This window comes from Synechococcus sp. H55.2 (assembly GCF_047462495.1).
Taxonomy (GTDB): domain Bacteria; phylum Cyanobacteriota; class Cyanobacteriia; order Thermostichales; family Thermostichaceae; genus Thermostichus.
In genome coordinates this window covers 1704-14851 of record NZ_JANSJH010000075.1, presented here as the reverse complement: position 1 = coordinate 14851, position 13148 = coordinate 1704, and the positions used below count along the sequence as shown (strand labels likewise).

Below are 13148 nucleotides of genomic sequence, written 5' to 3'. Positions count from 1 at the left end.
GGGAGAGGGGCTGGGGGTGGTCGCGTGAGCGGCGCGGAGCGCTTGGGCTGGCGGCAAAGTGTCTTAATCTTGTTTAAAACGACTATAAAGGCTGGGCATTTCCCAGTGCAGCTCGACGTGGGTATGGCCTTCTGGGGTCTGGGTGCGGTGCCAGGATCCCTTGGGTAGATAGCGGGCGATGGTATTCATGGCCTTGCTGCCGTAGCCGCCACCAGGGCTGGGAGCGTATTCAACGCCGTCATTGACTACCGATAGGCAACAATGTCGCTCCGTTTGTGCCAGCGACACCCTGACGAAAGAAGCACTGCCTTTGGGGGGCTGTACGTGGGCGATGACATTGCCGATGGCCTCGCGCAAAAAACGCAAGATGTCCTCCCGTTGGTCGAACCACTCGCTGGTGTTGGGCTCCTGCAGAGGTTGCAGGTGGCGCTCTACGGACAAGGTCAGGCTGCCCGTCTGAATCAGCTCGTCCAGATAGGTGTCGATGCCCCGGTGCAAGCCTTCCCGCAAGCTGGGGGAGATATGCAGCTTGGTGGCCAGGGTGCGCACGTCGTTGAGCTGCTCGCGAATGCCCCGCCCGATCCTCTCCAGTTGTTCCAGCAGGCGATCGTAGATGGCGGGGTCAGAGTCTTTCCCCTGCTGCTGTTGCCATTGCAGGCTCTCCAGGTCGTCCATCACCACCTTCAGCTCCTGCAGCTCGCGATCGTGAATGTCGGTGGCTACTCGGTAGAGCAGCTTGCGGGCCTGGTCGACGGCGGCCTCCTGTTCGGCTCGGCGCAAGCGCTCCAATTCTTGTTGTTGAGCCAAAAGCCGCTCCTGGTTCTCCACAATGACCAGAGTGAGCAGCAGGCTCACCCCTGTTAACCCACTGGCCAAGGCCGGCAAAACGAAAGGCCAAACCCAACGCCACAGCAGAAACTGGGCCACAGCCCACCCTTCGTAAACGGCCAGCCCCACCAGGGGCCGCAGGAGAAACCCCTGTTGTTGCCAGTCCCAATGGTTCAGTCGCAGGGAGGGGCGATAAAGTACCAAGAGCAGTCCCGTCCCTGCTCCCAGCAGCAAGACCACCCCGCCTGCCAGCCCTGACGGCAGGGAGTGGTACACGTCTCCGGTGAGCAGGCTGGACAAGATTTGCGCCTGCAGCTCCACTGCCGCAATCTGGGATCCATCCGCCGTTCGCACCGGGAAGGTCTCTGGGTAGCCGCCCACAAAGCCCACCAGGACAATTTTGTCCCGCAATTGGTCGGCAACTTTGGGGTTGAGGGGAGGGATCCCTTCCTGGCCGCGGCAGGCTTGGCCGGGGCTGAGCGTCGGGGAGCCGGATCCCGTCTGGGGGATCACCGGCGGACAGATCTGCTCGATGGGAATGATGGGGATGCTGTGCTGGGATCCGAGGGGGTTGAATTGAACTGGCTGCAAACCCCGCTGGCGAAACCAGCGGCTGGCCCGCTCCGGGTCGTACTTGGCAAAAGCCAGCGCTTCCACAGAGGCAAACATCTGCTCCTCTTGGCTGTCGCGGCGCAGGTAGAGCCCTCGCAACTGGGCCTGGCGCAGGATCCCGGCCCCATCGACTTGGTATTGCACCACCCCTTGCACGTGCTCTGGCGGCACCAAATACTCCAGTCGCAAGGACGAAAAGGGCAAGAAGTGGTTGTAGATGTTGATCTCGGCCCGGCCAAAGCTCTCGCTGCTGCGGGTGGCCAAAACCAAGCGATCCGGGTAGCGCTGCACCACCTGCCGCAAGGGGGCATCCAGGTTTTCGTTGCCCAGGTTTTGGGGCACCACAAAGCTGCTGGGCAGGTTCAGCACCACCACCCTGGCCTCGGCCTCTTCCAGCAGGCGCAAGGTCAGGCCGGCGTAGTTCGCCCGTTCCAGGAGAAAGTCAACATTGTGCTGGCCATCACCATTTTCTCCCTGCCCATCGATGCGGCCATCGATGCCGACGATCACCACTTTTGGAGAAGGTTGCTGAGGGCCGCGGTGGGCGTAGAGCCATTCCTGGGAGTCGCTCTCCAGCCGCAGCAACAACGGATGCTGGGCAGAAAGGTTGAGCAGGGTGGCCCACCCCAAGCCCCAAGCCAAGGCCCAACCCAGCCTCCGCCGCGAGGGCGACGGCCGAGCTTGAGAAACAGGATCTTGAGCCGTGAGAAAGTCAGGAGCGAACGGCACTGCAGACGCGAGCAAGCAAGAGGGAGCTTTCTCTGCCATTCTGGCTGTCGAGGGGATCCCAGTTGCTGGGGGGAAACCGCAGCTTCAGGGGTGATGGTTGCGCACCCGCGCGGCTTCCTCAGGGCTGATGCCAAGACGGGTGAGGTTGATGCGGCCTTTGTGATCGATGCTGCGCACCTTGACCACCACCTCATCCTCCACAGCAACCTCATCTTCTACCCGGGTGACGCGGTACTCCGCCAGTTGCGAAATGTGGATCATGCCTTCTTTGCCCGGCAAGAACTCCACAAAGGCGCCGATGGGGATGATGCGGGTCACCTTGCCCAGGTACACCTGCCCCTCTTCCACCCGCCGCACCAGGTTTTCGATCATCGCCCGCGCCGCTTCCGCCTGGCTGCCCACCGAGGAGGACACGGTGATCGTGCCATCGTCGCTGATGTCCACCTTGGCACCTGTCGCTTCCGTGATGCCGCGCACCGTCTTGCCACCAGGGCCGATGATCTTGCCGATATCCTCGGGATCCACCTTGAACGTGAGCAGACGGGGGGCTGTTTTGGCCAACTGGGGTCGAGGGGCAGGGATGACCTCCAGCATCTTGTCGAGGATAAACTCCCGCCCGGCCTTGGCCTGCTGGATGGCTTTCTCCACCACATCCACGGTGATGCCGGTGATTTTCATGTCCATCTGCAAAGCGGTGATCCCGGCCCGTGTGCCGGCCACCTTGAAGTCCATGTCGCCCAGAAAGTCCTCGATGCCCTGGATGTCGGTGAGGATGCGCACCTCATCCCCCTCTTTGATCAGGCCCATGGCTACCCCGCTGACTGGCGCTTTGATCGGCACCCCCGCGTCCATCAGGGACAGAGTAGAGCCGCAGACGGATCCCATTGAGGTAGAGCCGTTGGAAGAAAGCACCTCCGACACCACCCGCACCACATAGGGAAACTCCTCTTCCCTGGGCAGCACCGGCACCAAGGCCCGCTCGGCCAGCGCCCCATGGCCGATCTCCCGTCGTCCCGGCGAGCGCGAGGGCCGCGTTTCCCCCACCGAAAAGCCCGGAAAATTGTAGTGGTGCATATAGCGCTTTTCATCCACCGGGTGCAAGTCGTCCAGCTCCTGGGCATCGCCGGGAGTGCCGAGGGTGGTGATGGAAAGGACTTGGGTGAGGCCGCGGTTGAACAGAGCGCTGCCGTGCACCCGCGGGATCAAACCCACCCGGCAAGAGACCGGTCGCACCTCGTCCAGCTTGCGCCCATCCACCCGCACCCCCTCCCGCAGGATCTGCTGGCGCATCAGCTTCTTGGTGAGGGCCTTAAACTGATTGTCCAATTCTTTGGGGTTTTCCAGCAGATAAAGCCGCAAGGGATCCCCCTCTGGCCGCGCTTGGATTTGGGCCTCTAGCTTAGCCTTGATCGCCTCCAGTTGCTGCTCGCGGCTGGTCTTGTCCAGGAACTGCCTGAGGATAGAGCGAATGCCCTCCTGAGCCTGCTCTGCCACAAAGGCAACCAGCTCCTCATTGACAGGGGGAGGGGGCAGCTCTACAGGAGTGATGTTGAGATCTGCGAAGACTTGCTGTTGGGCCTTGAGCAGCTCTTGAATGGCCTCAAAACCAAACTCGATGGCCTCCACTATGTCCTTCTCCGGCAGTTGGTTGGCCCCCGCTTCCACCATGATCACGCCATCGGCACAGCCGGCCACCACCAGATCCAGGTCGCCGGCCTCAATTTCGGCATAGGTGGGGTTAAGGATAAATTCATCCTTGACCAAGCCCACCCGCACTGCCGCCACCGGTCCGTTGAAGGGGATGCGAGCGCCGTGAATCGCCAACGAGGCTCCCAAAATGCAGAGCACATCGGGCGGCACTGCATCGTCCACCGAGAGGGTGGTGGCCACCACCTGCACGTCGTCCCGCAGCCATTCCGGGAACAACGGACGAATGGGTCGGTCTATGAGACGAGAGATCAGAGTGGCCCGTTCCGGTGGCCGACCTTCCCGCCGCAAGTATCCCCCCGGGATCCGTCCGGCGGCGTAGAGGCGCTCTTCATAATCGACCAACAGGGGCATGAAATCGACACCAGGCCGCCCCGCCTGCCGGGTGGCTGTGACCAGAATCGAAGTTTCGCCCGAAGTCAGCCAGACCCCACACCCTGCCTGGGGAGCCATCAGCCCGATATTGATGTCAATTTCCCGCCCGTAAAAGGAAATCGACCGAGTGTATTCTGCCATGTAACGCTTCGCCTTCTTTTTTTCTTGACGTTATCGTAGCATTCTCCCTTTATTCTTCCTGTTCAGCCCCTGCTGACCGGCGGTATCAATACGACTTCATCTTCTGCCGATAGGGGGGTGTCGGCGGCTACAAAATCGAGGCTGAGAGCGAAAAAATTGCCCGTCTTGCAGCAGGGGTAAAACTGTTCTTCTGGCTCTGGTCGGGGAGCTGCGGTAAGGCTAGGGTAGGCCAGATGCTCGCTTGCCGCCAACCCAACGGGTTCCCGTGCTGATGCTAGAGCCGCTGACGCCTGCCCAAATCAGGGCCTACCTGGAGCGCATTGGCTACGTCGGCCCCACCCAGCCCACCCCGCAAACCCTACGCCAAATCCACCTGGCCCACCTGCTGCGGGTGCCGTTTGAAAATCTGGATATTCACTGGGGTCGCCCCATTCGCCTGGAGCGGGATTTCTTGTTCCAAAAAATCGTCCGCGAGCGGCGGGGCGGCTTTTGCTTTGAACTGAACAGCCTGCTGGCCGCTGCTCTGCAGGGGATGGGGTTTTCGGTCCATCTGCTCTCGGGACAGGTGAGCCGGGCCGTTCACGCTACTCGGACGGAGCCTGATGGCTGCTTTGGCCCCGAATGCGACCATCTGGCCCTGCAGGTGAGCTGCGGCGATGAAACATGGCTGGCAGATGTGGGCTATGGAGATGCCTTTCGGGAGCCGTTGCGGTTGGGGGATCCCAGCATCCAAGCCCAGGCGGAAGGGCGCTACCGCCTCACCCCCTGGCCCGCAGCTCCCGCACGCTACTGGCTGGTTCAACAGGAACGACCGGATCGCACCTGGAAAACCCTCTTCCTGCTGGATCGGATCCCGCGCCAACTGCAGGAGTTCGAGCCCATGTGCCGCTTCCACCAAACGTCGCCGGCATCCAGGTTTACCCGCCTGCGCCTGTGCAGCCTGGCCACCCCCAGCGGACGGATCACCCTCACCGCCCGCGCCGATGGCTCCCTCTTTAAATGGATCGAGACCACCCCAGAAGGCCGCCGGGAACGCCCCCTCAAGGACGAGAAAGAATACGAACACCTGCTGGCTTGCGCCTTCGGGATCCGCCTGCCGCCGGGGATCCCAGGAGAAAAATTGCAAGACCCAAGCCAACCGGCATTCCAACAGAGACCACCCCAATCTCCCCCCAGCAGGGTCAGAACCCCTGCCAACTAATGTCAGAATAAAGGTTGGCAATGTTTCGTTATCCCAGTAACCGTTATGGATGCTGCCGCGGTCGCTGCATTTGATGGCCAAGCCCTCGATCACGTGCTCATTTTCGACACCACCCTGCGCGACGGGGAGCAGTGCCCCGGCGCCACCCTCAACACCGAAGAAAAGCTGGCCATTGCCCGGCAACTGGCCCGGCTGGGAGTGGACATCATCGAAGCGGGGTTTGCCTATGCCAGCCCTGGCGATTTCGAGGCGGTGCAGAAGGTGGCCGAACAGGTGGGCACCCCCGATGGCCCTGTGATTTGCAGCCTGGCCCGCGCCCTCAAGCCGGATATTGAGGCAGCCGCCGAAGCCCTCAAGCCTGCCGCCAAGCCGCGCATTCACACCTTCATCTCCACCTCCGACATTCACCTCAAGTACCAGTTGCGCAAGACCCGCGCCGAAGTGCTGCAAATTGCCGAAGAGATGGTGGCTTATGCCAAGTCCTTCGTGGAGGATGTGGAGTTTTCCATGATGGACGCCACCCGCTCCGATCCGGAGTTTCTGTACCAGGTGATCGAGGCAGCCATTCGGGCGGGAGCCAAAACCATCAACATCCCCGACACCGTCGGCTACGTCATGCCGGAGGAGTTCGGCCAACTGATCAAGGGCATCCGCGAGAACGTGCCCAACATCAAGCAAGCGATCCTTTCTGTGCACGGGCACGACGACTTGGGCGTCTCGGTGGCCAACTTCCTGGAAGCGATTAAGCAAGGCGCACGTCAGGTGGAAGTGACGGTCAACGGCATTGGCGAGCGGGCCGGCAACACGGCGCTGGAAGAATTGGTGATGGCCCTGCACGTGCGGCGCAGCTACTTCAACCCCTACTTCGGCCTGCCCGTAGACTCCGAGAAGCCCCTCACCCACATCAAAACGCAGGAGATCTACCGCACCTCCCGTCTGGTCTCCAACCTCACCGGCCTGCTGGTGCAGCCCAACAAGGCCATCGTCGGCTCCAACGCCTTTGCCCACGAATCGGGCATCCACCAGGACGGCATGCTCAAAAACCGCCAGACCTACGAGATCATGGACGCCCAGACCATCGGCCTGCAATCGAGCACCTTGGTGTTGGGCAAGCACTCGGGCCGTAATGCCTTCCGCACTCGCTTGAAAGAACTGGGGTTCGAGCTGTCGGAGCAGGATTTGAACAAAGCCTTCTTGCGCTTCAAAGAGCTGGCCGACAAGAAAAAAGAAATCTCCGATCTGGATCTGGAAGCAATTGTTAACGACGAAACTCGCTCGGTGCCCGAACTCTACCGTCTAGAGCATGTGCAAGTGGTGTGCGGCAACCGCGAGGCTCCCACCGCCACGGTGCGCCTGATCACTCCTGAGGGGGAAGAGCGGGTAGATGCGGCCGTAGGCACAGGCCCGGTGGATGCGGTGTACAAGGCCATCAACCGCATTGTCAACATCCCCAACAGGCTGATCGAGTTTTCCGTCCAATCGGTTACCGCCGGCATCGACGCCATCGGGGAAGTGACCATCCGCCTGCGCCACGAAGACCGCATCTTCTCCGGCCATGCCGCCAACACCGACATCATTGTCGCTTCGGCCCAAGCCTACATGAATGCCCTCAATAAGCTCTACTTTGCCCTGCACGCGGCGCGCTCTACCCCTGAACAGCGGGAGGCCGCTACTCAAAAAATCTGATGGGAGGGTGGCAATCCCGTATCCAGCCAAGCGGTTTGCGCGGCGAGACGGGATCCTTTATAGCCATCCAAGCAACTCAACACTGTTATGGGCTGGCCAAAGGGATCCCATCCGCAAACACCCGCCCGATCACTTCCTCGATGGGCGGATCTGTTATTGTTAGATCCAACACCTCCAGCTCCGCCAACAACTGGGCCACCGTCTGGGTAAGCTGCTCCCGCTGCACCCACAGCCGCGCCTCGCAGCCGTCGGGATCCCCCTCGCTGCGCACCTCCCCATAACGCTGCAGTTGGGCAACAGAGCAAGGACGGGCCAATTCCAACTTGACTTCTCGGTAGGGGGCAAAGCGCTCCAGCAGCGCCTCCAGGTCACCATCGTAGATGAGCCGCCCCGCGTTGATGACCAACACCCGTTGGCACAGCGCGGTGATATCGGCCATATAATGGCTGGTCAACAATACCGTCGCCCCGTAGCGGCGGTTGTAATCCCGCAAAAATTGCCGCACACTGACCTGGGCGTTGACATCCAACCCCAAGGTGGGCTCATCCAAAAACAAGATCTGCGGGCGGTGCACCAGGGCCGCCAACAGCTCCGCCTTCATCCGCTCCCCTAGGGAAAGCTTGCGCACCGGCTGCTTCAGCTTGCCTGCCAAGTTGAGCAGCTCCGCCAGCTCCCCCACCCGTTCGCGAAACTCCTTCTCCGGGATCTCGTAAACGGCGGCGTTAATCCGCAGAGAGTCTATCGCCGGCAGATCCCAGATGAGCTGCTGCTTCTGCCCCATCACCAGGGTGATCTGCCGCAAAAAAGATGGCTCGCGCCGGTAGGGCACGTGGCCGACCACCTGCAGCGTGCCCCCAGAAGGATAGATCAAGCCGGTCAACATCTTGAGGGTGGTGGTCTTGCCTGCTCCGTTCGGCCCCAAGAACCCCACCACCTCCCCCGGCTGAACCTGAAAGCTGATGGACTGCACTGCCGGGATGTAGCGGTAGGTGCGGCGAAAGAAGTGGCGCAGGGTGCCCACCACTCCCGGCTCCTTGATGGCCACCGGGTAAACCTTGCTCAGGTTGTAAGCAGCGATGATCGGTTCCAGCCGGGCCGGCACATGAGGCAACATCTATCCCTCCCATGAAACAACCAGATCCGCCACCCCAGCCCCAAGGGCACATCTTTTGGAGCTGGGCATACCGGATCTGGAGAGGGCTATTCTCAGTATCTGAGGGAAAGAAACAAAGGGATAGGGAAACTACAGCAGTCCTACGTCCATCCCAGGCTTGCCCGTGGCCAGCTCTACCTTCAGGATACGGCCACCCGATTTCTGGATGCGCTGCTGCTCCCGAAACCAGTTTTCGTAGGGCACCAGCTTTGTGAAGTAGGTGTTTTGCAGCTCCCGCTGGGTGCGAATCCGGGTTTGGCTGGGCACACAGGCCGTGATCTTAAACATGCGCATGATATGGGATCCCCGCTCAACAACGAAATGGGCCGTCTTGACCAGCAAAACAGGCGACCTACCTCAGAAAGCTCGCGTACCCCCATCAGCACACCAGATCCCTGCGGCAAGTCGCCCGTCGTGCTCGTTGGACAATGAACCTTACGCCGAAGCAATGGCGCTGGTAGCTAGCTCAGACCAGAGCAGATGTAATCGAAATACACACCCATTTCCTTGCCGGCATCAGCACCCACCAGAGCGGCTGTTACCTCTTTCATGGCTTGGATGGCCTGGATGGTGGCCCCAATGGGCACTCCCAGCGAATTGTAGGTCTCCTTGAGCCCGTTCAGCACCCGCTCATCGAGAATGGAGGGATCCCCGGCCAGCATGGCGTAGGTGGCGTAGCGCAGGTAGTAGTCCATGTCGCGAATGCAAGCGGCATAGCGACGGGTGGTGTACATGTTGCCACCGGGACGGGTGAGATCAGAGTACAGCAAGGCCTTGGCAGCCGCATCCTTGACGATGGTGGAGGCATTGGCCGCGATGGTGGCAGCCGCCCGCACCCGCAACTCGCCCGTGGCGAAGAAAGCTTTCAGCTTCTCCATGGCCGAGTTGTCCAGATACTTGCCTTGGACATCGTAGCTGTTGATCACAGCGGTAATCGCGTCTTGCATGATGAGCTTCCTATCAAGTCGGTGAACAGCAAACGGTTGTGCAGCAAAAACAATGAGGGACTAGCTCATTGCCCCCACCACAAAGTCGAAGTAGTAGCCGGCTTCAGCCGCATCGTCGGGAGAGAGCAGACCCATGGCCACCTGCTTCATTTGACGAATGCTCTCGGCCACCGCCGGAATGGGTGTGCCCAAAGAGTTGTACATCTCGCGGACACCCACCAGACCGATCTCTTCGATGGGGGTGACGTCGCCGGCAATGACACCGTAGGTGATCAGGCGCAGGTAGTAGTCCATATCCCGCAGGCAAGTCGCCGTCATCTCCTCTCCGTAAGCATTGCCACCTGGGGAGACGATGTCAGGGCGCTTCTGGAAGAGTTGGTCGGCAGCTTGTTTGACGATGCGCTCACGAGACTCGGTTAAGACTTGAGCAATGCGCAACCGCTTCTCACCCGAGGCAACAAAGGACTTGATTCGATCCAGTTCCCCCGGGCTGAGGTAGCGGGCCTCCGCGTCCGCGTTCACAATCGATTTCGTAACAACACTCATGGATATCCATCCTCAAGTCGATTTTTTAAAGAGTATGACGAGCATACCCGCAAGCTATTTTCCGATATGCTTGCCGTCTACCATCTCAGATCTTCACACTTCTTAAAGTCTCTCCCAGAAAAGGGACGGTCTCATGCCCACCCCAACAGGAGAGTGCTCTCCCCCAAGTCCGGCAAGAGAGGGGTTACAATCGAGGGTGAAAGTTAAGTCGCCAGGGGATCCCTGCAGGCTTGCTTTAGGACATGCGTTGAGGTTGCGATGACGGATGTCTCTGGGTCAGAACGATTGAAGCGAGCGAAAGGTTCTCAGGATCCTTCTGAGGCTGCTCCCTCATCTCTGCCGGATCACCTGATCCGGGCCACGGCGGCGGAGGGCAAGATTCGGGTGGTGGGCTTGGTGTCTACCCAGGCGGTGCAAGAGGCCCGGGAGCGGCACAAGCTTTCCTATGTGGCGACGGTGGCCCTGGGGCGGGCCATGAACGCAGCCCTGTTGCTGGCGGCCAACCTAAAGCGACGCCAGGCGCGGATTAACCTGCAACTGAAAGGGAATGGCCCCTTGGGCAACATCTGGGTGGATGCCGGCTTGGACGGCACGGTACGCGGCTATGTGAGCAACCCGGCCATCGAGCTTCCCCTCACCCCTGAGAGCAAGTTGGATGTGGGCCAAGCTGTTGGGCGCTATGGCTACCTCCATGTGCTGCGGGACTTGGGGTACGGCCAGCCTTACACCAGCGCGGTGGAGCTGGTTTCGGGAGAGGTGGGAGACGATATCAGCTACTACCTCTCCTCCTCAGAGCAGATCCCTTCGGCAGTCCTTTTGGGGGTCAACCTCGATTCGCAGCGGGTGCGGGCTGCCGGTGGAGTGTTGTTGCAACTGATGCCAGGGGCGCCGGCCAGCCTGATCCCGGAAATGGAGGCCCGTTTGGCCAAGGTGGAGGAATTTAGCCCGATGCTGGCTTGTGGTGGCGGTTTGCGGGAGCTGTTGCAAATTTGCTTGGGCGACTTGGATCTCAAGATCGCGCCGGAAATGCGCGCCATCCGCTTCTATTGCAAGTGCAATTCCGACCGGGTGAAGGGGGCGCTGCGCATGTTGGGGCGGGACGAGCTCATCGACATGATCCGTACCGACAAGGGAGCAGAGGCGGTTTGCCAGTTCTGCAACGAGGTCTACCGCATCTCGGAGGATGAGCTGCGCTCAATTGTGGCGGAGATGTCGGCAAACCCATAGCACCCCGTGATGGCAGAATAATCGCCAGGTACGGGATCCCTGCTCTTCTATGTCCTCTGAGACTGCTGCCCCTGAGCTCTCGGTTGTCATCCCCTGCAAAAATGAGGCGGAGAACCTGGATCACCTGTTCGAGCGCCTGCGCCTAACCTTGGATCCATTGGGGATCCCCTACGAGATCATCTGTGTCAACGACGGCAGCCAGGACGACACGCTGGAAAAGCTTATTGCCTTCCATCGCCAGGATCCCCGCATCAAGGTGGTGAACCTCTCCCGCTGTTTTGGCAAGGAAATTGCCCTTACCGCCGGCTTGGACTACGCTGCGGGCAGAGCCGTTGTCCCCATCGACGCCGACCTGCAGGATCCCCCAGAGCTGATCCCGGAAATGCTGCAGCAGTGGCGGCAGGGCTACCAGGTGGTGTGTGCCGTGCGCCGCAGCCGCCAAGGGGAAAGCTGGCTAAAACGCTTCACCGCCAACGGGTTTTATTGGGTCATTGACCAGCTCAGCCAGGTGCGGATCCCGCGCAATACAGGAGATTTTCGGCTGTTGGATCGGCAGGTGGTAGACGCCATCAAGCAACTGCGGGAGCGCACTCGCTTTATGAAAGGGATCTTTGCCTGGGTAGGCTACCGGCAGGTGGCCATTTTTTACGACCGTGCCCCCCGTTTTCGCGGCAAAACCCAGTGGAACTACTGGCGGCTGTGGAACCTAGCCATAGAAGGCATCACCTCTTTTAGCTCTTGGCCCTTGCGGGTGTGGAGCTATCTGGGCTTGGCGATCTCGCTGGCGGCTCTGCTGTATGGCCTTTTCCTCGTCATTCGTACTTTGCTGTTTGGCTCCGACGTGCCCGGCTACGCCTCTTTGGCGGTGATGACCTTGTTTTTGGGCGGGATCCAGTTGATTAGCCTGGGCGTGATTGGAGAGTATCTGGGCCGCATTTTTGAAGAAGTGAAAGGCCGGCCACTCTACCTAGTCCAAGGCACCTTTGGGTTCGAGACCCTGCAGCCTTCCCCTGCTCCAGAATCAGATCCAATGTCCACTCCTATTTGAGGGTTTTGCGTCCCGAAGCGGCATATTCTCGGTACTCGCGCACAAAGATCTCCTGCATCTGGGCCTGGGAAAGCTGGATCCCTTGGATTTCGGCGCGGGCGATGGCCTTCATCAGCTCGATATAGGCCAGGCCAAGGGAAAGGGTCAGGGTAGCCGCTGTGGTGGACTGGATGATGCCGCCTGCCAGGGATCCCACGCCGGGGATCAACTTCAGCAGGTTTGAGACAATGGCCCGCCCAGTGACTACTGCGCCCCCAATTCCCGCCAAAGCCGCCATCAAAGAGTAGTAAAAAGAAGGGGAGGCTTTATAGCCAAAGATAAAGCTGATATTGGCAATCATGCCCACTTGTGCTGCTGCCAGTAGAGGGGCATCGGCAAAAGGAAGAGGTGCGGCGCCGATGAACGCTGCGCTGGCCACATAGCCCGATACATACTTAAAAGCAGCATCGGCCTTGAGATCCACCCGCAGCAATTGCTGGCGGATAAAGGCAAGGCGGGCTACCTCTGGCAGCAGCTCCGAGGTGCAGCCGATTAGGTGCTCTAGCCCGTGGGCGGGGACGGTGAGGTGTCGGTTAATAGCCTTGTCCTTAGCCAAAAGAGGAACAATGTAGCGAACAGGGAGATTTTGGCGCTGCAAGTACTGAAAAAACTCGCTCTCTTCGGGATTGGGGTATTCCAGGCATTGGGTCAAGACTAAGATGACCGGCACATCTTTGAGTTCCAAATCCTTTAGCCACTTGCGCTCGGTTTCCTCCAGCCGCTTCAGCTCGTGGTGGATGCAATACCAAACAATGTGAATGTGATGTTCGGGATCCTTGAGGCGCAGCTCGTCGATCAGTTGGGACACCTCGAGGCGGATCTGGATATTCTGGTCTCCCGCCAATTCCATGCCAGGTGTATCGTAGATGGTGATTGGGCAGCCTTGCTTGGAATATTGGCGAATGTGGC

General features: G+C 60.0%; 11 protein-coding genes. 4 read left to right on the top strand and 7 right to left on the bottom strand.

From position 1 onward, the window contains the following. Window positions 1–63: 63 nt before the first annotated feature. Together NW844_RS09485 and NW844_RS09480 are read right to left on the bottom strand one after the other, a co-directional pair. Entirely contained in the window at window positions 64–2082 is a 2019-nt protein-coding gene (locus tag NW844_RS09485; RefSeq protein ID WP_414335143.1) for a CHASE2 domain-containing protein, read from the bottom strand. A 171-nt stretch (window positions 2083–2253) separates the two neighbouring features. After that, window positions 2254–4392, bottom strand: a complete 2139-nt coding sequence (locus NW844_RS09480) for a polyribonucleotide nucleotidyltransferase (RefSeq protein WP_414335142.1) — start codon at window positions 4390–4392, stop codon at window positions 2254–2256. Between the two features lie 271 nt (window positions 4393–4663). Between NW844_RS09480 and NW844_RS09475 the strand changes: the two genes are divergently transcribed. Further along, complete coding sequence (locus NW844_RS09475) at window positions 4664–5593, top strand: arylamine N-acetyltransferase family protein (protein WP_414335141.1); 930 nt, start codon at window positions 4664–4666, stop codon at window positions 5591–5593. A gap of 45 nt (window positions 5594–5638) precedes the next feature. Next, entirely contained in the window at window positions 5639–7279 is a 1641-nt protein-coding gene (locus tag NW844_RS09470) for a 2-isopropylmalate synthase (protein WP_414335140.1), read from the top strand. 85 nt (window positions 7280–7364) lie between these two features. On the opposite strand, the gene NW844_RS09465 is transcribed toward NW844_RS09470, so the two are convergent. From NW844_RS09465 to NW844_RS09450, 4 genes are all read right to left on the bottom strand, one after another. Next, window positions 7365–8393, bottom strand: a complete 1029-nt coding sequence (locus NW844_RS09465) for an ABC transporter ATP-binding protein (RefSeq protein WP_414335139.1) — start codon at window positions 8391–8393, stop codon at window positions 7365–7367. A 129-nt stretch (window positions 8394–8522) separates the two neighbouring features. Further along, the gene (locus NW844_RS09460) at window positions 8523–8726 is read right to left on the bottom strand and encodes a phycobilisome linker polypeptide (protein WP_011433055.1); all 204 of its coding nucleotides are present in this window, start codon (window positions 8724–8726) and stop codon (window positions 8523–8525) included. A gap of 167 nt (window positions 8727–8893) precedes the next feature. Beyond that, complete coding sequence (gene apcB / locus NW844_RS09455; RefSeq protein ID WP_414335138.1) at window positions 8894–9379, bottom strand: allophycocyanin subunit beta; 486 nt, start codon at window positions 9377–9379, stop codon at window positions 8894–8896. 60 nt (window positions 9380–9439) lie between these two features. Further along, entirely contained in the window at window positions 9440–9925 is a 486-nt protein-coding gene (locus NW844_RS09450) for an allophycocyanin (protein WP_414331342.1), read from the bottom strand. A 336-nt stretch (window positions 9926–10261) separates the two neighbouring features. Here NW844_RS09450 and hslO point away from each other — a divergent pair, with 336 nt between their 5' ends. Both hslO and NW844_RS09440 read left to right on the top strand, forming a co-directional pair. Next, complete coding sequence (hslO, locus tag NW844_RS09445; protein ID WP_414335144.1) at window positions 10262–11152, top strand: Hsp33 family molecular chaperone HslO; 891 nt, start codon at window positions 10262–10264, stop codon at window positions 11150–11152. A gap of 49 nt (window positions 11153–11201) precedes the next feature. Then, window positions 11202–12200 carry a glycosyltransferase family 2 protein gene (locus NW844_RS09440; protein ID WP_414335137.1) on the top strand — a complete coding sequence of 333 codons (999 nt, stop codon included), beginning with the start codon at window positions 11202–11204 and terminating at the stop codon, window positions 12198–12200. Here the strand turns inward: NW844_RS09440 and NW844_RS09435 are convergent. Further along, the coding region (locus NW844_RS09435) for a YcjF family protein (protein WP_414335136.1) at window positions 12193–13148 on the bottom strand (956 nt) is incomplete at its 5' end. The two genes, NW844_RS09440 and NW844_RS09435, sit on opposite strands and share 8 nt — an antisense overlap.